We start from the raw sequence: 20,742 nt of genomic DNA, 5'->3' as shown, positions 1-20,742 counted from the left end.
AATTCACGACGCGGCACGCCGTTGAAGCGTCGTGGATTTCACGCTCGGCGCGAAGGGCTCGGCGCGAAGGGCTCGGCGCGAAGGGTTCGGCCGAGAGAGCTACAGCCGCTCGATGATCGTGACGTTGGCCGTGCCGCCGCCCTCGCACATCGTCTGCAAGCCGTAGCGGCCGCCGATGCGCTCGAGCTCGTTTAGCATCGTGGTGAACAGCTTGGCGCCGGTCGCGCCGAGGGGATGACCGAGTGCGATCGCGCCGCCGTTGGGGTTGACCTTTTCCGGGTCGGCCTTGATCTCCTTGAGCCAGGCCATAACCACCGGCGCGAAGGCCTCGTTGATCTCGACGGTGTCGATGTCACCGATCGACAGGCCGGTCTTGTCCAGCGCGTACCGGGTGGCCGGGATGGGTCCGGTCAGCATGAACACCGGGTCGGCGGCGCGGGCGCTGATGTGGTGGATGCGCGCCCGCGGGGTCAGCTTGTGGTCCTTGACGGCCTGCTCGGAAGCCAACAGCACCGCGCTGGCGCCGTCGGAGATCTGACTGGCCATCGCCGCGGTCAGCCGGCCACCCTCGACCAGCGTCTTGAGCCCGGCCATCTTCTCCAGCGACGACTCGCGGGGGCCCTCGTCGACCCGGAACGGCCCGGATTCGGTTTCCACGGCGATGATTTCGTTGTCGAAGTGCCCGCCGCGGATCGCCGCGAACGCGCGCTCGTGGCTGGTGAGCGCGTACTGCTCCATCTCCTCGCGAGACAGGTTCCACTTCTCGGCGATCAGCTCCGAGCCACGGAACTGGGAGATCTCCTGGTCGCCGTACCGGTGCAACCACTGCTTGGACTCGTTGGTCGGTGAGGTGAACCCGAACTGCTCGCCGACGGTCATCGCCGACGAGATCGGGATCTGGCTCATGTTCTGCACGCCGCCGGCCACGATGAGGTCCGCCGTGCCGGACATGATCGCCTGCGCCCCAAAGGAAATCGCCTGCTGGCTGGAGCCGCACTGCCGGTCCACGGTGACACCGGGAACCTCTTCGGGGTAGCCGGCGGCCAGCCACGAGAGCCGGGCGATGTTGCCCGCCTGCGCCCCGATCGCGTCGACGCAACCGGCGATCACGTCGTCGACGGCGGCGGGGTCGACGTCGACACGGTCGAGCAGTCCGCGCCAGCCATAGGCCCCGAGGTCGACGGGGTGCACCCCGGCCAGGGCGCCGTTGCGCTTGCCAACCGCGGTACGTACAGCGTCAATGACGTACGCCTCGGGCATGATTCAGACTCCTTCTTTGGTGATGCCGCCAAGCACGATGGCGAGATATTGCTGCCCCACCTGCTGCGCGGTGAGCGGTCCGCCGGGCTGATACCAGCGCACCGACACCCAGGTGGTGTCACGGATGAAACGGTAGACGAGGTCGACGTCGACGTCCGGCCGGAAGTAACCCTCATCGATGCCCTGATTGAGCACCTCGACCCACATCTTTCGCTGCTGGCGATTCATGTCCTCGATGTAGGAGAACCGCGGTTGCGACAGCAGCCGCTTGGCTTCGTCCTGGTAGATGACGACCTGGGCATGGCGATCATCGATGGCCTCGAACGACGCCATGAACAGCCCCTTGAGTCGCTCCAGCGGATTGGATTCGCTGTCCACGATCTCGCGGTAGCGGGCGAACAACCAATCGAGGAAGCCGCGCAGCAGCTCGTCGACCATCTCCTCCTTGGAGGAGAAATGGTGATACAGGCTGCCGGAAAGGATGCCGGCACCGTCGGCGATGTCGCGCACCGTGGTGGCGCGCAAACCGCGCTCGGCGAACATCGTCGCGGCGAGCTCTAACAACTCGTCGCGGCGGCTGTTTGCCTGACCGGCCACACGGTCCACTCGATCAGGGTATCAACCAAGCGCTTGCTCGGCCAATGCGGCGCCACCCTCCCGCCCATCGAATCGTCGGTCAATTTCCCCGAAAACGCCCGCTCTCGGACGTCGCGTCGTAATCTCGCAACGTGCCGATTTGCTGTGGGGTGGGCGACACACCGTTAGCCGACCGATGCGCCACGTCTTTCGTGGCCCCCGGCTGAGGCACGCCCTGCAGCAATCGCTACCAAAGGAGCAGTCCCCCATCAACTAAGGCCGGCCGCGGCGGCGGCAGGCCGAACGGCTAGGAGGCTACTGAAATGAGCTTTTTGGTTCTGCCCCCGGAGTTGAATTCGGCATTGATCTTTGCTGGTGCGGGATCCGCTCCCATGCTGGAAGCGGCGGCCGCTTGGGACGGGTTGGCCTCGGAGCTGAGCTCGGCGGCCTCATCCTTCGCGTCGGTGACGTCCGGGTTGGCGGGCCAGTCCTGGCAGGGCCCGGCGGCACAGGCGATGACCGCGGCGGCGGCTCCGTACAGCGGGTGGTTGAGCGCGGCGGCGTCGCAGGCGGCTTCGGCGGCCGGGCAGGCCCGCGCGGTGATCAGCGCGTTCGAGGCGGCGCGGGCGGCGACGGTGCACCCGATGCTGGTGCAACTGAACCGCAACTCGCTGGTGCAGATGGTGATGTCGAACTGGTTCGGCCTCAACGCGCCGGCCATCGCCCAGCTCGAGGGCGACTACGAGGCGATGTGGGCCCAAGACGTCGCGGCGATGGTCGGCTACCACGGCGATGCGTCCGCGGCGGCCGCGCAGTTGGCACCCGCGCAGACGCTGCAGGACCTGCTCGCCGGCCTGCCCAACCTCGGCGTCGGCAACATCGGCAATGCCAACCTCGGCGGTGGCAACACCGGCAGCGGCAACGCCGGCAACGGCAACGCCGGCAGCTCCAACCTGGGCAGCGGAAACATCGGCAACCACAACGTCGGCAACGGGAACACCGGCAACCGCAACCTCGGCGCCGGAAACGCCGGCTTCGGCAATATCGGCTTCGGGAACGCCGGCAGCTCGGCCACCACCGGTCAAAACGTCGGCATGGGTAACAACGGCAACAACAACTTCGGGTTCGGCAACAGCGGCAACGGCAACCGCGGTGGCGGGAACTTCGGCAACAACAACATCGGCGGCGGGAACACCGGCAACAACAACATCGGCTTCGGGCTCACCGGGACCAACGAGATCGGCATCGGCAACACCTATTTCAACACCGCGACCAACCACTTCAACTTCGGCGGACTGAACTCGGGCGCCGGCAACATCGGGATCGGCAACTCCGGCAACAACAACATCGGCTTCTTCAACTCCGGCAGCGGCAACGTCGGCATCTTCAACACGGGTGCCAACACCCTCAACCTCGGCCACATCAACGACATCGGCTTCGGAAACTCGGGCAGCAACAACATCGGGGTGGGGAACTCCGGCCTCGGCAACAACGGCTTCGGCAACTCATGGGAGTTCAACACGGGCTTCGGGAACTCGGGCGCTCAGAACACCGGCTTCGGCAACGCGGGCCTCGACAACACGGGGAACTGGAATGCGGGCAGCGACAACACGGGTGATGGGAACTCGGGCTCCGTCAACACCGGAATGTGGAACTCGGGCCTCACGAACACCGGCGTCGGCTTCACCAACTACTCGGGACTGCAGAACTCGGGCTTCGGCAACGTCGGTGAAGACGTCTCGGGCTTCTTCAACACGGCCAGCGGCGGAGCGAACTTCAACGGTTTCGTTTCCGGCTTCTTCAACTCGGTCACCGGCGGATCGGTCTTCAACTACCACGTCTCGGGCATCGGAAACCACATCCTGCCCGACCCGAACGGCATCCTGGGCACCGCCGCCAGCGGATACGCATCGGGCATGTTCAACGCGATCACCGGCGCATCCGGCGTGTTCGGTCTCAGCCGGATGTTGCCGTAACCGATCGGTAGCGAGACCCACTGTCCCGCAAGGCCGGTCACGGCCGGCAACACGGGCTTCGGGAACCCGGGACTTGCACAACGTATCGACCGGCGGCAACGTCAACGGCGACGGTTCCGGCTTCGGAAACAGGGCATCTCGGGGTTCATCGACCCGGGCGATGCCGGCTTCAACTCCGGTGTGCTCAACGCCGGCAGCTTGATATCCGGGCTGTTCAGCCTCAGCTTTTGTCCAAGCCAATTGATGTCGTAGCGGGGTGACTCGGCGACGGGAGCGCCTTCCGGGAGCCGGCCGGGCAGGTCGACTCGGGCGTTTTCTCAACTGGCGTCGGCAACGCGGGCCAATGGGACACCGGCGACGCTACGTCTGGCTTCTACAACCGTGCCACTGGCGGCCTGATCAACGGCGGCAGCTCCGGCTTCTTCAACACGGCCAGCGACGGCTTTTCGTCGGGCTTCTTCAATACGGGCGTTACGCAGCCGCTCGGCATATTCCCCATCGGCACGGTCAGCGGCTCCAACTCGGGCCTGCTCAACATCGGCACCGGCATCGCGGGGCTCTTCAACCCGGCCCGCCTGTAACCCGGTCACGGGTGTTGACTGGAAACCGAAATCACCTCTCCGGTCAGGTAACTCGAGTAGTCGCTGGCCAGGAACGCGATGGTGGAGGCGATTTCCCACGGCTCGGCGGCACGGCCGAACGCCTCGCGAGCGGACAGCTGGTCCAAGAGTTCGGTCGAGGTGGTCTTGTCCAGAAACTTATGCCGCGCGATGCTGGGCGACACTGCGTTGATCCTGACCCCGTACTCGGCGGCTTCGATTGCGCTGCAACGGGTTAACGCCATCACGCCGGCCTTGGCGGCGGCATAGTGCGACTGCGAGTGCTGGGCGCGCCAGCCCAGCACGCTGGCGTTGTTGACGATCACGCCGCCGTGCGACGCCTCGCGGAAATACCGCAGCGCCGCGCGGGTGGCCCGGAACACCGACGTCAGCGTGACGTCCAGCACGCGGTCCCATTCGTCGTCGGTCATGTCGACCACCGGCGTCTGCCCGCCCAGGCCGGCGTTGTTCACCAGTACGTCGAGGCGGCCCATCCGCGCGGTCGTCGAGTCGATCAGCGCGTCGACCTGCGCGGTGGACGTCACGTCGCACACCACCTTCTCCACCCGGCCCAGTTCCAGCGCGGCGAGCTCGTCGGCGGTCTCCCCCAGTCGTCGTTCGTGGTGGTCGGAGATCACCACGTCGGCCCCCTCCGCCAGCGCCCGGCGGGCGGTCGCCGAACCGATGCCGGTTCCCGCCGCAGCGGTGACGACGACGACCTTGCCCTCCAGCAGGCCATGTCCGGCAATCTCTTTCGGAGCTTCGGAGAGCGTCATCCCTTTACCTCTCGGGGTAAGCCGAGCACCCGCTCGGCGATGATGTTGCGCTGGATCTCGTTGGAACCGCCGTAGATGGTGTCGGCGCGGGTGAACAGGAACAGCCGCTGCCATTCGTCCATCTCCCCGTCGGTCAGCGTCATCCCGGCCTTGCCGATCACGTCCATCGCCAACTCGCCCAGGGCGCGATGCCAGTTGGCCCACAACAACTTCGACACGTTGTCCTGGCCGGGCTGCTCGACGTCCATGGTGGCCAGCGCGTACGACCGCATGGCCCGCAGCCCGGTCCACGCGCGGGTCAGCCGCTCGCGGATGAACGGGTCGTCGGCGGCGCCGTTGCGCTGCGCCAGCTCGGCCAGGTTGGAAAGCTCACGCGCGTAACGGATTTGCTGTCCGAGCGTGGAGACGCCGCGCTCGAAGGTCAGCGTCCCCATCGCGACGCGCCAACCGTCGCCCGGCTGGCCGACGACCATCGAGGCGTCGGTACGGGCATCGTCGAAGAACACCTCGTTGAACTCCGCGGTACCGGTGATCTGCACGATCGGCCGGACCTGCACGCCGGGCTGGTCCAGCGGCACCAGCAGGTACGACAGTCCGGCGTGCCGCTTGGAGCCCTTCTCGGTGCGCGCGACCACGAAGCACCACTGCGACAGGTGCGCGAGCGACGTCCACACCTTCTGGCCGTTGATCACCCATTGGTCGCCGTCGAGCTCGGCGGTCGTCGAGACGTTGGCCAGGTCGCTGCCGGCGCCCGGCTCCGAATATCCCTGGCACCACAGTTCGGTGACGTCGAGGATGCGCGGCAGGAAGCGCTGCTGCTGCTCGGGGGTTCCGAACGCGATCAGCGTCGGCCCCAGCAGCTCCTCGCCGAAGTGGTTGACCTTGTCCGGCGCGTCGGCCCGGGCGTACTCCTCGTAGAACGCCACCCGGTGCGCGGTCGACAGCCCGCGGCCGCCGTGCTCGACCGGCCAGCCCAGGCAGGTCAGCCCGGCCTTGGCGAGGTGCTGGTTCCACGCCCTGCGCTCCTCGAACGCCTCATGCTCGCGTCCCGGCCCGCCGAGTCCCTTGAGCGCCGCGAATTCGCCGACCAGATTGTCGGCGAGCCACTGGCGGACCTCGGCCCGGAACTCCTCGACGTCCTGCATGCCCTGTAGGCTAACCTACCAAGCACTTGCTTTGGTGGCCCGGGCCGACGATGTGCGCCGCGCAGCGGCGTGCGGAGGAGCCGGGCAATCAGGCCCCGAGCGGTCCCAGAGGAGCACCCGATGACCACCGATCCGCGCACCGTGCCCGCGGCGCTCGATCGTTTGGCGCAACAGCTCCCCGACCACGACGCGCTGATCACCGAGGAGCGGTCCTTCACGTCCGCCGCGCTGCGCGATGAGGTGCACCGGGCGGCGGCGGCGCTCATCTCGCTGGGCGTCCGGGCCGGAAACCGGGTCGCGATCTGGTCGCCCAACACCTGGCACTGGGTGGTCGCCTGCCTCGCCATCCACCACGCCGGGGCCGCCATGGTGCCGTTGAACACCCGCTACACCGCCGAAGAGGCCGGCGACATCCTGGCGCGCACCGGCGCGCCGGTGTTGTTCGCGATGGGTCGGTTCCTCGGCAACGATCGCGCCACCGGCCTCGACCGCGGGGCCCTGCCGGCGCTGCGGCACGTGGTGCGCATTCCGATCGAGACCGACGACGGAACGTGGGAAGACTTCATCGCGCGGGGCACAGACCTCGACGCGGTCTCTGCCCGCGCCGCCGCCGTCACCCCCGATGACGTCAGCGACATCCTGTTCACCTCCGGCACGACGGGCCGCAGCAAAGGCGTGCTGTGTGCCCATCGGCAGTCGCTGTCGGCCTCGGCGTCGTGGGCGGCCAACGGCAAGATCACCAGCGACGACCGCTACCTGTGCATCAACCCGTTCTTCCACAACTTCGGTTACAAGGCGGGCATTTTGGCCTGCCTGCAGACCGGCGCGACGCTGATCCCGCACCTGACCTTCGACCCGCTGCGTGCTCTGCAGGCGATCGAGCAACACCGCATCACCGTGCTGCCCGGACCGCCCACCATCTACCAGACCCTGCTGGACCATCCCGCGCGCAAGGACTACGACCTGAGCTCGCTGCGGTTCGCGGTGACGGGCGCGGCCACCGTTCCTGTCGTATTGGTCGAACGCATGCAAACCGAACTCGACATCGACATCGTGCTGACGGCCTACGGGCTGACGGAAGCCAACGGCATGGGCACCATGTGCCGCGCCGACGACGACGCGGTCACCGTCGCCACCACCTGCGGACGGCCCTTCGCCGACTTCGAATTGCGCATCGCCTCAAGTGATTCCGGCGAGGCGGGTGAGGTGCTGCTGCGCGGCCCGAACGTGATGCTGGGCTACCTCGACGACCCGGAGGCGACGGCTGCCGCGATCGACGCCGACGGCTGGCTGCACACCGGCGACATCGGCGCCGTGGACGAGGCCGGCAACCTGCGCATCACCGACCGGCTCAAGGACATGTACATCTGCGGCGGATTCAACGTCTACCCCGCCGAGGTCGAGCAGGTCCTGGCCCGCATGGCGGGCGTGGCCGACGCCGCGGTGATCGGCGTTCCCGACGAGCGCCTCGGCGAGGTCGGCCGCGCGTTCGTGGTGGCCCGACCGGGTGCCAACCTCGACGAAGAGTCAGTGATCGCCTACACCCGTGAGCATCTGGCGAACTTCAAGGCCCCGCGGTCGGTGCGGTTCGTCGTCGCGTTGCCGCGCAACCCGGGCGGCAAGGTGGTCAAACCACAACTGCGGGAGCTGCCCTGATGGACCTGCAATTGGACGACGACACGCTGGCCTTCCAGGCAGAAGTCCGCGACTTCCTGTCGGCCAACGCCGCGGAGATCCCGACGAAGTCCTACGACAACGCCGAAGGCTTTGCCCAGCACCGGCATTGGGACAAGGTCCTGTACGACGCCGGCCTGTCGGTCATCACCTGGCCGAAGAAGTACGGCGGGCGCGACGCGCCGCTGCTGCACTGGGTGGTGTTCGAGGAGGAGTACTTCCGCGCCGGGGCGCCCGGACGGGCCAGCGCCAACGGCACCTCCATGCTGGCCCCGACGCTGTTCGCGCACGGCACCCCCGAGCAGCTCGACCGGATCCTGCCGAAAATGGCCAGCGGCGAACAGATCTGGGCGCAGGCGTGGTCGGAGCCCGAATCCGGCAGCGACCTGGCCTCGCTGCGGTCCACGGCCACCCGGACCGACGGCGGCTGGCTGCTCAACGGCCAGAAGATCTGGAGCTCGCGTGCGCCGTTCGCCGAGATGGCATTCGGGTTGTTCCGTTCCGATCCCTCGGCCGAGCGGCACAACGGCCTGACCTACCTGATGTTCGACCTCGAGGCCAGGGGCGTGACCGTGCGGCCCATCGTCCAGCTCGGCGGCGACACCGGATTCGGAGAGATCTTCCTCGACGACGTCTTCGTCCCCGACGAGGACGTCATCGGCACCCCGAACGAGGGCTGGCGGGCGGCCATGAGCACGTCGAGCAACGAGCGCGGCATGTCGTTGCGCAGCCCCGCCCGCTTCCTGGCGGCGGCGGAACGACTGGTGCGCCTCTGGAAGGACCGGGGCTCCCCCGACGCGTTCGCCGACCGGGTCGCCGATGCGTGGATCAAGGCGCAGGCCTACCGCCTGCAGACGTTCGGCACGGTGACCAGGCTGGCCGCCGGCGGCGAGCTCGGCGCCGAATCGTCGGTGACCAAGGTGTTCTGGTCGGATCTCGACGTCGCGATACACCAGACGGCGATCGACCTCCAGGGGGCCGACGGGGAGCTCGCCGGGCCGTGGACCGACGGGCTGCTGTTCGCCCTGGGCGGACCGATCTACGCCGGCACCAACGAAATCCAGCGCAACATCATCTCGGAACGTCTGCTGGGTCTGCCCCGGGAGAAGAGGTAATGGACTTCGCACCAGACGAACAGCAGCGCGACTTCGCGGCCAGCATCGACGCGGCGCTGGGCGCTGCGGACCTGCCGGGCGCCATCCGCGCGTGGTCGGCGGGTGATACCGCGCCGGGACGCAAGGTGTGGGAGCAGCTGGCCGACCTCGGCGTCACCGCGCTGGCCGTGCCGGAGAAATTCGACGGGATCGGCGCCGACCCGGTCGACCTGGTGGTCGCGCTGGAACGGCTCGGCCGCTGGTGCGTGCCGGGCCCGGTGGCCGAATCCATCGCCGTGGCACCGGTTTTGCTGGCTGATGACGAGCGCAGCGCGGGGTTGGCGTGCGGCGAGCTCATCGCGACCGTCGCATACCCGCCGCACGCACCGCGCGCGGTGGACGGCGAGGCGGCCGGGCTGGTGCTGCTGGCGACCGACGACGGCGTCACCGAAGCCGCTCTGGGCGTGCGGCACGAGTCCGTCGACCCCAGCCGGCGCCTCTACGACGTGACCGCGACCGGCGCGACCTGGCGAGCGGACGTTAAGCGCGCCTACGTTTTCGGCGCACTGGCGACCGCGGCGCAATGCCTCGGCGCAGCCGAGGCCCTGCTGGACGGCGCCGTCGACTACGCCAAGCAGCGCAGCCAGTTCGGCCGGGTGATCGGTTCCTACCAGGCGATCAAGCACAAGCTGGCCGACGTGCACATCGCGATCGAGCTGGCCCGCCCCCTGGTGTACGGCGCGGCCCTGTCGCTCGAGCCGCGCGACGTCAGCGCGGCCAAGGCCGCCGCGTCCGAGGCGGCCCTGGTGGCGGCGCGCGCGTCGCTGCAGACCCACGGCGCGATCGGCTTCACCCAGGAACACGACCTGTCGCTGTGGCTGCTGCGGGTGCAGGCGCTACGCTCGGCCTGGGGCACGCCCGAGGCGCATCGGCGCCGAGTGCTGGAGGCGCTATGAGTGAAGAACGTCAGCTGCTGCGCGAGACCGTGGCGGCCCTGGTGGCCAAGCACGCGGACCCGGCGGCGGTGCGCGCCGCGATGGTGTCCGAGCGCGGCTACGACGAATCGCTGTGGCGGTTGCTCTGTGAGCAGGTGGGCGCCGCCGCGCTGGTGATCCCCGAGGAGCTGGGCGGCGCGGGCGGCGAATTGGCCGACGCTGCAACGGTTCTGCAGGAACTGGGCCGGGCCCTGGTGCCGTCGCCGCTGCTGGGCACCACGCTGGCGGAACTGGCGTTGCTCGCCGCGGCAGAGCCCGACGCCGAGACTCTGGCCGGGCTCGCCGAGGGCGGTGCGATCGGCGCGCTGGTGCTCGACGCCGATTACGTGGTCAACGGCGACATCGCCGACGTCGTGATCGCCGCGCCCGACGGCCAGGGCGGTGAGATCAGCAGGTGGACACGCTTCACCGCGCAGCCGGTGGCGACGATGGACCCCACCCGGCGCCTGGCCCGGCTGCGGCCCGACGAGGGCGCCGAGATCACGCCGATCGGCCCCGACCCGGGCATCGCAGACGTCGCGGCCATCCTGCTGGCGGCCGAGCAGATCGGCGCCGCCGAACGCTGCCTGGAGCTGACCGTCGAATACACCAAGAACCGGGTGCAATTCGGCCGCCCGATCGGCAGCTTCCAGGCGCTCAAGCACCGGATGGCCGATCTGTATGTCGCCGTCGCCGCGGCCAAGGCTGTGGTGTCCGACGCGTGCGACGACCCCACTCCCACCAACGCCGCCACCGCCCGCCTTGCCGCGACCGAGGCCCTGAACGCCGTTGCGGCCGAGGGGATTCAGCTGCATGGTGGCATCGCGATCACCTGGGAGCACGACATGCACCTGTATTTCAAGCGCGCACACGGCAGCGCGCAACTGCTCGGCTCGCCGCGAGAGCTGTTGCGCCAGCTCGAATCCCAGGTGCTCCTGGCACCGTGAACGGGCACGTCGCACTGCGCGCCGGCATCCCGCCGTTTTATGTGATGGATGTCTGGCTGGCCGCCGCGGAGCGCCAGCGCAGCCACGGCGACCTGGTCAACCTGTCGGCGGGCCAGCCCAGCGTCGGCGCGCCCGAGCCGGTGCGCGCGGCCGCGGCCTCCGCGCTACACCTCAACCAGCTGGGTTACACCGTGGCGCTGGGCATTCCGGAGCTGCGCTCCGCGATAGCGGCGGACTACCAGCGCAAGCACGGCATCGACGTGGAACCCGACGCGGTCGTCGTGACCACGGGCTCGTCCGGCGGGTTCCTGCTCGCCTTCCTGGCGTGCTTCGACGTGGGCGACCGGGTGGCGCTGGCCAGCCCCGGCTACCCCTGCTACCGAAACATCCTCTCGGCGTTGGGATGTGAGGTGGTGGACATCCCCTGCGGGCCGGAGACCCGATTCCAGCCCACCGCGCGGATGCTCGCCGAGCTGGACCCGCCGGTGCAGGGCGTCATCGTCGCCAGCCCCGCCAATCCCACCGGGACGGTCATCCCCCCGGCCGAGCTGGCCGCGATCGCCTCCTGGTGCGAGGTCTCCGGAGTGCGGCTGATCAGCGACGAGGTCTACCACGGACTGGTCTACGAGGGGGCCCCGCAGACCAGCTGCGCCTGGCAGACGTCACGAGACGCCGTGGTGGTCAACAGCTTTTCGAAGTATTACGCGATGACGGGCTGGCGGCTCGGCTGGCTGCTGGTGCCGAGCGAGCTGCGCCGGGCGGTGGATTGCCTCACCGGCAACTTCACCATCTGCCCGCCGGTGCTGTCGCAGCTCGCCGCGGTCGCGGCGTTCACCCCGGCGGCGGCCGCGGAAGCCGACGGCAATCTGCGCCACTACAGCGTCAACCGCTCGCTGCTGCTGGACGGGCTGCGTGCGATCGGCCTCGACCGGCTCGCGCCCACCGACGGCGCGTTCTACGTGTACGCCGACGTCTCGGAATTCACCGGCGATTCGCTGGGGTTCTGCTCAAAGTTGCTGAACGACACCGGCGTTGCCATCGCGCCCGGCATCGACTTCGACACCGCGCGCGGCCACTCGTTCGTCCGGCTGTCGTTCGCCGGCCCCACGAGCGACATCGAGGAGGCCCTGCGCCGGATGGGCGCCTGGCTGCCGGTCAGCGGTTGAACCGTCCCTCGAGGTACTCGGCACGGCAGGCGTTGCGGGCAAGCTTGCCGCTCGTCGTGCGGGGGATGGCGCCGGCGGCCACGAGGCGCACATCGGCGACACGGATCTGATGATGCCGCGAGATCGCCGCCCGCACCGTCTCGGCGATCGGCCCCAGGTCGCGGCCGGCGCCGGCGGCGCGCTCGGCGACGACGACCACCTGCTCACCGGAGCCGCTGCTCCCGGGAAGAGATGAAACCGCCTCGGCTGGAACGGAAAACGCGGCGACATAGCCGGTGCGGATCGCCGGCGAAGCTTCGCTGACGGTGGTTTCGATGTCATGCGGGTAGTGATTGCGGCCGTCGATGATGATCAGGTCCTTGATCCGGCCCGTCAGATACAACTCACCGTCGACGTAGACGCCGAGGTCGCCGGTCGCCAGCCAAGACCCGTTGTCGGGAGCGCCCTCGGCGTGGCTGCCCACGTCCAGCCGGGACCGCAGCTTGTTGCCGAACACGCGTCGCGTCTCTTCCTCGCGGCCGAAATACCCTCGGCCGACGTTGTTTCCGTGCAACCAGATCTCGCCCACTGTGCCGTCGGGCACCTCCGCGCCGTCTGGGTCGGCGATCACCGCCCACTGTTCGAGGATCGGCTGGCCGCAAGAGACAAGGGAGAGCGCCCCCGACGCCGACGGGTCGACGACCACCGCGCGACCCGCGCCGAGTTGTTCACGGTCGAGGAAGATCGCGCTCGCCGCGGCGTCCGAGGCGATGCTGGCGACCGACAGCGTCGCCTCGGCCATCCCGTAGGACGGCTTGACCACCGTCGCCGGCAGGCCGTACGGGGCGAACGCTTTCGTGAACTGCTCGATCGCCGACATGCTCACCGGCTCCGACCCGTTGAGCAGGCACACCACGTTGCTGAGGTCGAGGTCGTCCCCCCTGGGAGGCAGGCCGCGCTGCGCCGTCAACTCGAAGGCGAAGTTCGGCGCCGCGGCCATTGTCCGGCCGCGGGTCGCCGCGATGCCCAGTTGCTTGATCCATCGGTAGGGCCGGCGAAGGAACGCCATGGGATCCATGAGCGTGACGTGCGCTCCGAAATAGGCCGTGAACACGATCATCATCAATCCCATGTCGTGATACAGCGGCAGCCAGCTCACGCACTGGACGTCGGTGTTCAGCCCGCCGTGCAGGATCATCTGCATCGCGTTGGTGTACACGGCGCGATGCGTGATCTCCACCCCGGCCGGCGTGCGCGTCGATCCGGACGTGTACTGCAGATACGCGAGATCGTCGGTGTCGCGGATCGGGTCGGTGAAGGTGGCGGCGAGCGTTGCGGGCACCGCATCCACGGCGATCATCCGCGGCCGCGCGTGCGGGGGCAGAGTCCGGATGAACGTCCGCACCGATTCGGCCGCCGCCGTCGTCGTCAAGACGGCCGCCGGCCGCCCGTCGGCCAGCACCGCCGCCAACCGCTCGCCGTGCCCGGCCAAGGTCGGCGCAAAGAGCGGAATCGCGACATTGCCCGCATGGATGGCGGCGAAGAAACCCGCCACATAATCGAGCCCCTGTGGTGCCAGGATCGCCACCCGATCCCCCGGTTGGGTGACCTGCTGCAGGCGGGCACCGATCGCGCAGACCCGCGACCACAGCTCGTTCCACGTGAGCTCGACGACCCGGCCGTCCTGGTCGTGCGAGTAGTCGAGGAAGCGGTAAGCCGGGCTGTCTCCGAGCTGGGCACGATTGAGATCGAAATTCGAGGTCAACGTCACGCCCTCGGGCACCACGATCCTGGCGACGGGGGCGCCGTCAGCGGCTACGCTCTCCGAGGCGGCTCTGACGATATTGGTTGACCCGTGATCCCGACTCACGTCGGGACAGATTAATAGACCTTCTTATAATTCGCCGCATTTACCACGGTATGGCGGTCGTCACGTCGCATGACGTGCGGATTAGGCGGCGAGGACCCGGTCCAGGCGGGCCTCCAGCGCACCGCGCTCGCCGACATCCGCCACGTTGACCCCGAACCGTTCGACGAGGGTGTCCACGACGGCGGCGGCGTCCGCCAGCCGGATTTTCTCGCTGCCGTCGGCGCGGTGGATGGTGAGGTCGCGGCCGGCCAGGTTCAATCGGGCGTCCTCGCTGACTCGCGCGGCCATCAGCCCGGTCACGAAGTCCGACGAGGGGTGGGTGGAGGCGAACCAGCTGCCCACCTTCAGATCGACGTCCGGCTGAGTCCGTGTGGTGAATTCGTAGAGCGGCACCCACCGGTCGTGGATGAGGGTCTGCAGAACCAGCCCGTCGCGACGGTCTTCCAGCCGGTACGGCTCGCGCGTCGTTTGCTGGACGCTGCCGGTTTCGAGGCGCAGGGGAGAGGTCGGTGTCTGGCCGCCGAAGCCGACGTCGACGAGATATGACCCCTGCGACCCGGGAAACGTCACCGCCAACACCGTGTGCGTCTGCGCCGGCAACGGTGCGTCGGGCGGGCGCATCCAGACCACCCGGCCGGCCAATCGTCGCGCGCGGAAGCCGATTTCGGAAAGCACGTAACCCATGAGCCCGTTCTGCTCGTAGCAATAGCCGCCCCGGCGCCGGTGAACCAGCTTGTCGGTCAAGGCCTCTGGGCTGAAGTCTTCGACCGGCATCCCCATCAGCGGATCGAGGTTCTCGAACGGGATCGAGTGCGTGTGGGCGGTCATCAGGTGCTGTAACACGTCAAGGGTCGGCTCGGGGGCGCCGCGGAAGTCGATGCGGTCGAAGTAGCCGTTCAGGTCCAGCGTCATACCGCCATTCTGGCCCCATTGCGCCCCGACCGCCGTTGCCAAATCGCTTGATAACGAAGCGCGCCGAAAGATATCCCCGGGAGGTCCCGAGCGTTACTCTTGAGCTCTCTGAGCTTCATGGACCGGAGGTCAAGCGCCGGGGAATGCCCGAAGAACCCAGGTCCGACGGCGTGGCGTCGGTATCCGGCGGAATCGCCGCGGAGTTGGCGGCCGCCGGTTTCGAGGAGGCACGTCAGGTGGCCCGGGGCGGCGCCGGCGTCATCTACTGCTGTTACGAGACGGCACTGGGCAGAAGCGTCGCGGTAAAGGTGCTGCCGTCCCACATCGACGAGGACAGCCGCGAACGTTTCCTGCGCGAGGGCTATGCGATGGGCGTCCTGTCCGGACATCCGAACATCGTCAACATTTTGCGCGTCGGCATGACAGCCAGTAAACGGCCATTCATCGGGACGAAGCTGGTGGGCATGCCGACGCCGCGGGGAAGCTATGGCGCCACGTACATCGATGGCCGGATCGTCGTGGTGGGCGGCGAGGAGCCGACGATGGTGCTCGACGTGGTCGAGATGTACGACATCTCCGCCGGCAAGTGGAGCACGATCGCCCCGATGCCGACCGCGCGTCACGCCGAGGTGGTGGCGACGGTGGGTAACACGGTTTACTGCATCGGCGGCGCTGACCGGCCGACCCACGAAGGGCCCATCGCGACGGTCGAGGCGCTCGATTTCAGGTAGCGGCGCACCTGCTGAGCCAATCCTTGTTTTATATCTGTCGAATATGGGGAAACCGGTACGGACGGGCTGCAGCACACACCCACGAAACGTACGGAGCCCCCTATGAGCAGCACTGTTTGGATTGTGATCGCCGCGATCGTGGCGGTCCTGGTGATCGCAGCGGTGATTTTCGCGGCGAGCAAGGCGTCGCGTCGACGCCGCCAACGGCAGGCCGAGGAGATTCGCGAACAGGCGAAACTGGAGTCGTCCCGCGTCGAGCGGCGCCAAACGCTCGCCGACGAAACGGCCGCCCGGGCGCGGGCCGCGCAGGCCGAGGCCGAAGCCAAGGCCGCCGAGGCCGCGCGGCTGCAGGAGCGGGCGTCGACCCATCAGCGCGACGTGGCCGCGTCGCGTGAGCAACTCGAGGATCACTGGAAGCGGGCCGACAGCCTCGACCCGAACGTCACGGAGTCGGGCGAGGCGACCGCCGAGCGTCGTGACGGCTCGCTCGGCGACACGCCGCACGACCCGGTGGCCGGAACAGAGCACGCCCGCCCGCACCGGCCGGCATCAAGCTGAACAAGCCCGGGCACACCCGATGGCCCGCCCCCCTCATGCGGGCCATCGGGTGTGCCTCCCTCACACAAGCTGCAAGGCGTCTTCGCGGCATTGCCGGGCGATCTGTTGCTCGCGCGCATACAACATGCCGTAGCTGAAGCCGTTCTCCCCTACCGTCGTCCCCGCCGTCACCGCCATCTGCCGAAGCGCATCCGCGGCGACGACGGTGTCCTGGTGGTCACCGAGCAGGCTTTGAATCTGCTTGTAGTGCCGGACGGTGCGCTTGGCCCCCTTGTTCAGGTGTTTGCGCAGTTCGGCGGCGTAGCGGGCGCGCTTGGCGGCCTTGCGGGCCTTGTGCAGCATGACGTCGTCACCGGACGCGAGCGCCGCGGCCAGCCGCCGATCCGCCTTGAGTTGCGCCCTGCGGGCCGGCTTGCGCAGCGCCTCGACGGAGATCGGTTGGTCGACGGGCGGCGCGTCGCGCCAATCGCGCAGCGCCGCCAGCAACGCGCGGTAGCGGTCGGACTCCATGGCCTCGCTGAGCCGGGCGCGGGCGGGAAGCTCGATCGCCTGCAGATCGGCGCGGATCCGTGAACGGACGGGACCCAGGATCAGCTCCTCGGGCATCGCGTCCAGCGCCTCGCTGAATCGGCGCTGCTGAACCTGGCAATCGCGGACGTCGCCGAGCAGCGCGGCGAACCACTTCAGTTCGCCGTCCATGTCGCCTACCGCCGGCCCGTCGAGGACCGTGGCGAAGACGCGCAGAGTACTTCTGATGCGTCGCATCGCGACGCGGGTGTCGTGAATGGTCTCCGGGGTTTCCCCGTCACGCAGTTCCGCATCGCCGTGTTCGATCTGCTCGATCTGGGCGTTGAGATAGTCGACCAACGCTCGGGTGGCCGGTGAGCGCATGAGGTCACGCATTCCCGGAAGCCGGTGGCCGTCAAACATCGGCCGGACGCGGGGCGCGTCGCTACAGCCAGGTGTCCTGGGTGGTCGTGGTGAGGAACGCCTCCAGGTCGTCGCGCCACTGGGCCGGCGTGGTCTTGTCGGGTTCGATGCCGGTGTAGTCGCCGCGGTAGAACAGCAGCGGCCGGGGCTTGATCCTGGGGGCCTCCGACAGGGACTGGACCGCACCGAACACCACGAAGTGGTCCCCGCCCTCGTGCACCGAGGCCACCGTGCAGTCGATGTAGGCGAGCGACCCGTCGATGATCGGCGAACCCAATTCCGAAGGATGCCAGTCGATTCCGGCGAACTTGTCAGGCTCCTTCGAGCCAAACCGAGCCGACACGTCCTTCTGCTTCTCCCTCAGCACGTTCACGCAGAACCGGCCGGTGGCCTGGATGGCCTGCCACGACCGCGACACCTTGGTGGGGCAGAACAGCACCAGCGGCGGGTCCAGCGACAGCGCCGCGAACGACTGGCAGGCGAAGCCGACCGGCACCTCGTCGTGCACGGTGGTGATGATGGTGATCCCGGTGCAGAACTGACCCAGCACCTGCCGGAAGGCCCGCGGATCGATCTGACCTGACATGGCTTCCAGGTTAGGCGCGGAAGCCGACCGTGAAGTCATGACCCCACAGGCTCACCGCGGTGCTCTCCCGGGCGATCCAGTCGTCGTCGTCGACTTTCCTTCCCTCACAACCGAACTCGACGTCGAAGCCGCCGGGCGTCTTCATGTAGAACGACAGCATCAGGTCGTTGACGTGACGGCCCAGGGTGGCCGACATCGGCACCTTACGGCGCAGCGCCCGGTCCAGGCACAGCCCGACGTCGTCGGCTTCTTCGACCTCGACCATCAGGTGGACGATGCCGCTGGGCGTCTGGCCGGGCATGAAGGCGAGGCTGTGATGGCGCGGGTTGCAGCCCAAAAACCGCAGCCAGACCGGCGCCCCGTCGGCGGGCCGGCCCACCACCTGCGGCGGCAGGCGCATCGAGTCGCGCAGCTTGAAGCCGAGCACGTCGCGGTAGAAGTGCAGCGTCTCGTCGTCGTCGCGCGTGGTCAGCACCACGTGTCCCAGGCCCTGCTCGCCGGTGACGAACTTGTGCCCGTACGGGCTGACCACCCGGCGGTGTTCCAGGGCGGCGCCGTGAAAGACCTCCAGGCAGTTGCCCGACGGGTCGGAGAACCGGATCATCTCGTCCACCCGGCGGTCCGCCAGCTCGGCCGCGGTGGCCTCCTTGTACGGCGTGCCCTCCACATCGAGCCGATTTCGGATCTCTTGCAGGCCTTGCGCGTTCGCGCATTCCCAGCCGGCCTCGGAGAGGCGGTCCTGCTCGCCGGGAACGATGACCAGCCGGGCCGGGAAGTCGTCCATCCGCAGATACAGGGCACCCTCGGTGCTGCCTTGTGAGCCAGGTGAGCCCTCGACCATGCCGAGCACTTTCAGGCCGAACTCGCGCCAGGCCGCCATGTCGGTGGCCTCGATGCGCAGATAGCCCAGCGACCGGATACTCATCGCGTGCCTCCAAGAAAATCGATCGTCAGCTTGTTGAACTCGTCGAACTTCTCCACCTGCGCCCAGTGCCCGCATTGCCCGAAGACGTGCAGCTGCGCACGCGGGATGGTCTTGAGCGCCACCAGCGCGCCGTCCAGCGGGTTGACCCGGTCCTCACGCCCCCAGATCAGCAGCACCGGCTGGCGCAGCTTGTACACCTCGCGCCACATCATGCCCTGTTCGAAGTCGGCCCCCGCGAACGACATTCCCATCGCCCTCGTCGCCGTCAGCGACTCCGGCGTGCCGGCCAGCTCGAAGCGCTGATCGATCAGCTCGGAGGTGATCAGTTTCTGGTCGTAGACCATCACGCGCAGGAAGGCCTCGAGGTTCTGCCGGGTCGGTTCGGCGGAGAACTTGCCCAGCCGCTTGACGCCCTCGGTCGGGTCGGGCGCGAACAGGTTCACGCTCAGGCCGCCGGGGCCCATCAACACCAGACGCCCGGCCCGCTCGGGGTAGTCGAGGGCGAACCGCACGGCGGTGCCCCCGCCCAGCGAATTGCCCACCAGCGGGACGCGTCCCAGGCCCAGCTGATCGAAGAGCCCCTTGAGCGCCCGCGCGGCGTAGCGGTTGAACTGCCCGTGCTCCGCCCGCTTGTCGGAATGTCCGTAGCCGGGCTGGTCGACGGCCAGCACGTGAAAGCGCTCGGCCAGCACCGCGATGTTGCGCGAGAAGTTCGTCCAGCTCGACGCGCCCGGACCCCCTCCGTGCAGCAGCACCACGGTCTGGTCGCTGCCGGCACCCGCCTCGTGGTAGTGCAGCTTGAGCGGGCCGTCCACGTCCACGTCGACGAAGCGCGAGGTCGACTCGAACGTGAGCTCCCCCGTGGCAGTGGGCATCAGACCATCGTGTCGCCGGGCGGCAACCCGAACTCGTTGTTCCCGAAGATCACGTAGGCGCGCTCGGGGTCGTTGGCCGCGTGCACGCGGCCGGCGTGCGCGTCGCGCCAAAACCGTTGCACCGGTTGGTCGTTGGCCAACGCGGTGGCGCCGGACGCCTCGAAAAGACGGTCGATGGCGGCGATGGACCGGCCGGTGGCGCGCACCTGGTCGCGCCGGGCGCGGGCGCGCAGCTCGAACGGGATGTCCTTGCCGGCGGACAGCAGCGCGTACTCGTCGGCGACGTTGCCGCTGAGTTGTCGCCACGCGGCGTCGATGTCACTGGCCGCCTCGGCGATGCGGACCTTGGCGAACGGGTCATCCTTGGCCTTCTCGCCGGCGAACGCCGCGCGCACCCGCTTGCCCTGGTGCTCGACGTGAGCGGCGTACGCGCCGTAGGCCATGCCGACGATCGGCGCCGAGATGGTGGTGGGATGCATTGTGCCCCAAGGCATCTTGTAAACCGGCGCGCTGTTGGTCTCGTATCCGCCGGCCGTGCCGTCGTTCATCGCCTTGTACGACAGGAAGCGGTGCCGGGGCACGAACACGTCCTTGACGACCAGCGTGTTGCTGCCCGTGCCGCGCAGGCCGACCACGTGCCACACGTCGTCGATGCGGTACTCGCTGCGCGGGATGAGGAAGCTGCCGAAGTCGACGGGCCTGCCGTCCTTGATGACCGGGCCGCCCACGAACGTCCACGTCGCGTGGTCACAGCCCGAGGACCAGTTCCACGAACCGTTGACCAGGTAGCCGCCGTCGGTCACCACTCCCGCGCCCATCGGCGCGTACGACGACGAGATCCGGGTCTTGGGGTCCTCGCCCCAGACCTCCTCCTGGGCCCGCTGGTCGAACAGCGCCAGGTGCCAGTTGTGCACGCCGATGATCGAGCTCACCCAGCCGGTGGAGCCGCAGGCGCTGGCCAGCCGGCGGACGGCCTCGTAGAACAGCGCGGGGTCGCACTGCAGCCCACCCCACTGCTCGGGCTGCAAAAGGGTGAAGAACCCGACCTCCTCGAGTTCCTGAACGGTCTCGTCGGGCAGCCGGCGCAGATCCTCCGTCGCCTGGGCACGCCCGGCAATCCGCGGCAGTAGATCGTCGATGGCAGCTAACACCGACTGCGCGTCACGCTGTTGAATGGACGTCACGTAGT

The 20,742-nt window shown here is 68.3% G+C and carries 19 protein-coding genes and 1 pseudogene; 8 read left to right on the top strand and 12 right to left on the bottom strand.

The window, feature by feature from the left end:
* Positions 1–99 precede the first annotated feature (99 nt).
* Complete coding sequence (fadA6, locus tag A5705_RS09050; RefSeq protein ID WP_067873123.1) at positions 100–1,260, bottom strand: steroid 3-ketoacyl-CoA thiolase FadA6; 1,161 nt, start codon at positions 1,258–1,260, stop codon at positions 100–102.
* Positions 1,261–1,263: 3 nt separating this feature from the next.
* Positions 1,264–1,866, bottom strand: a complete 603-nt coding sequence (gene kstR2, locus A5705_RS09045) for a TetR family transcriptional regulator KstR2 (RefSeq protein ID WP_156763073.1) — start codon at positions 1,864–1,866, stop codon at positions 1,264–1,266.
* A gap of 293 nt (positions 1,867–2,159) precedes the next feature.
* Here kstR2 and A5705_RS09040 point away from each other — a divergent pair, with 293 nt between their 5' ends.
* Positions 2,160–3,812: a PPE family protein gene (locus A5705_RS09040; protein ID WP_068276931.1), complete on the top strand. Its 1,653-nt coding sequence runs from the start codon at positions 2,160–2,162 to the stop codon at positions 3,810–3,812.
* Between the two features lie 373 nt (positions 3,813–4,185).
* Here A5705_RS09040 and A5705_RS27735 read toward each other — a convergent pair whose 3' ends face one another.
* From A5705_RS27735 to ipdE1, 3 genes are read right to left on the bottom strand one after another with little or no spacing between them, the layout of a single operon-like run.
* Positions 4,186–4,362, bottom strand: coding sequence for a hypothetical protein (locus A5705_RS27735; protein WP_156763072.1), 177 nt, complete (start codon positions 4,360–4,362; stop codon positions 4,186–4,188).
* A gap of 36 nt (positions 4,363–4,398) precedes the next feature.
* On the bottom strand, positions 4,399–5,187 hold the full coding sequence (gene ipdF / locus A5705_RS09035) for a (5R,7aS)-5-hydroxy-7a-methyl-1-oxo-2,3,5,6,7,7a-hexahydro-1H-indene-carboxyl-CoA reductase (protein ID WP_067873117.1): 789 nt from the start codon (positions 5,185–5,187) through the stop codon (positions 4,399–4,401).
* Positions 5,184–6,332, bottom strand: coding sequence for an acyl-CoA dehydrogenase IpdE1 (gene ipdE1 / locus A5705_RS09030; RefSeq protein WP_068276928.1), 1,149 nt, complete (start codon positions 6,330–6,332; stop codon positions 5,184–5,186). The genes ipdF and ipdE1 overlap by 4 nt, the downstream gene beginning before the upstream one ends.
* Before the next feature lie 120 nt (positions 6,333–6,452).
* Here ipdE1 and fadD3 point away from each other — a divergent pair, with 120 nt between their 5' ends.
* The 5 genes from fadD3 to A5705_RS09005 are packed head-to-tail and all read left to right on the top strand — an operon-like array spanning position 6,453 to position 12,187.
* Positions 6,453–7,988: a 3-((3aS,4S,7aS)-7a-methyl-1,5-dioxo-octahydro-1H-inden-4-yl)propanoate--CoA ligase FadD3 gene (fadD3, locus tag A5705_RS09025; RefSeq protein WP_068276920.1), complete on the top strand. Its 1,536-nt coding sequence runs from the start codon at positions 6,453–6,455 to the stop codon at positions 7,986–7,988.
* A complete protein-coding gene (locus A5705_RS09020; protein WP_067873109.1) occupies positions 7,988–9,121 on the top strand; it encodes an acyl-CoA dehydrogenase family protein in 1,134 nt (377 codons plus the stop codon). The genes fadD3 and A5705_RS09020 overlap by 1 nt, the downstream gene beginning before the upstream one ends.
* Positions 9,121–10,056: an acyl-CoA dehydrogenase family protein gene (locus A5705_RS09015; protein WP_067873105.1), complete on the top strand. Its 936-nt coding sequence runs from the start codon at positions 9,121–9,123 to the stop codon at positions 10,054–10,056. Before A5705_RS09020 ends, A5705_RS09015 begins: the two co-directional genes overlap by 1 nt.
* Positions 10,053–11,021 (top strand): acyl-CoA dehydrogenase family protein, encoded by a 969-nt coding sequence (locus A5705_RS09010; protein WP_067873102.1) that lies wholly within the window; start codon positions 10,053–10,055, stop codon positions 11,019–11,021. Before A5705_RS09015 ends, A5705_RS09010 begins: the two co-directional genes overlap by 4 nt.
* Entirely contained in the window at positions 11,018–12,187 is a 1,170-nt protein-coding gene (locus A5705_RS09005; RefSeq protein ID WP_156763071.1) for a pyridoxal phosphate-dependent aminotransferase, read from the top strand. Before A5705_RS09010 ends, A5705_RS09005 begins: the two co-directional genes overlap by 4 nt.
* Here A5705_RS09005 and A5705_RS09000 read toward each other — a convergent pair.
* Positions 12,177–14,009, bottom strand: coding sequence for a fatty acyl-AMP ligase (locus A5705_RS09000; protein ID WP_231982394.1), 1,833 nt, complete (start codon positions 14,007–14,009; stop codon positions 12,177–12,179). The genes A5705_RS09005 and A5705_RS09000 overlap by 11 nt on opposite strands.
* A 108-nt stretch (positions 14,010–14,117) precedes the next feature.
* Positions 14,118–14,948 carry an arylamine N-acetyltransferase gene (locus tag A5705_RS08995; RefSeq protein ID WP_067873096.1) on the bottom strand — a complete coding sequence of 277 codons (831 nt, stop codon included), beginning with the start codon at positions 14,946–14,948 and terminating at the stop codon, positions 14,118–14,120.
* Positions 14,949–15,397: 449 nt separating this feature from the next.
* Between A5705_RS08995 and A5705_RS28080 the strand changes: the two are divergent.
* Positions 15,398–15,679: pseudogene (locus tag A5705_RS28080) on the top strand (kelch repeat-containing protein); the annotation flags it as partial.
* Between the two features lie 102 nt (positions 15,680–15,781).
* Positions 15,782–16,237 (top strand): hypothetical protein, encoded by a 456-nt coding sequence (locus tag A5705_RS08985; protein ID WP_067873090.1) that lies wholly within the window; start codon positions 15,782–15,784, stop codon positions 16,235–16,237.
* A gap of 60 nt (positions 16,238–16,297) precedes the next feature.
* Here the strand turns inward: A5705_RS08985 and A5705_RS08980 are convergent, their stop codons facing one another.
* The 5 genes from A5705_RS08980 to hsaA all read right to left on the bottom strand — a co-directional run bounded on the left by A5705_RS08980 (position 16,298) and on the right by hsaA (position 20,737).
* A complete protein-coding gene (locus A5705_RS08980) occupies positions 16,298–17,128 on the bottom strand; it encodes a CHAD domain-containing protein (RefSeq protein ID WP_231982392.1) in 831 nt (276 codons plus the stop codon).
* Positions 17,129–17,189: 61 nt separating this feature from the next.
* Entirely contained in the window at positions 17,190–17,753 is a 564-nt protein-coding gene (hsaB, locus tag A5705_RS08975; protein ID WP_067873084.1) for a 3-hydroxy-9,10-secoandrosta-1,3,5(10)-triene-9,17-dione monooxygenase reductase subunit, read from the bottom strand.
* A gap of 10 nt (positions 17,754–17,763) precedes the next feature.
* Entirely contained in the window at positions 17,764–18,678 is a 915-nt protein-coding gene (gene hsaC / locus A5705_RS08970) for an iron-dependent extradiol dioxygenase HsaC (protein WP_067873081.1), read from the bottom strand.
* A complete protein-coding gene (hsaD, locus tag A5705_RS08965) occupies positions 18,675–19,553 on the bottom strand; it encodes a 4,5:9,10-diseco-3-hydroxy-5,9,17-trioxoandrosta-1(10),2-diene-4-oate hydrolase (RefSeq protein WP_068276908.1) in 879 nt (292 codons plus the stop codon). The genes hsaC and hsaD overlap by 4 nt, the downstream gene beginning before the upstream one ends.
* Positions 19,553–20,737 (bottom strand): 3-hydroxy-9,10-secoandrosta-1,3,5(10)-triene-9,17-dione monooxygenase oxygenase subunit, encoded by a 1,185-nt coding sequence (gene hsaA / locus A5705_RS08960; protein WP_067873074.1) that lies wholly within the window; start codon positions 20,735–20,737, stop codon positions 19,553–19,555. The genes hsaD and hsaA overlap by 1 nt, the downstream gene beginning before the upstream one ends.
* Positions 20,738–20,742 lie beyond the last annotated feature (5 nt).

The organism is Mycobacterium sp. E787, assembly GCF_001668725.1.
Taxonomy (GTDB): domain Bacteria; phylum Actinomycetota; class Actinomycetes; order Mycobacteriales; family Mycobacteriaceae; genus Mycobacterium.
Note: the sequence above shows the minus strand (reverse complement) of the source record. Positions and strands in the feature narration are given on the sequence as shown.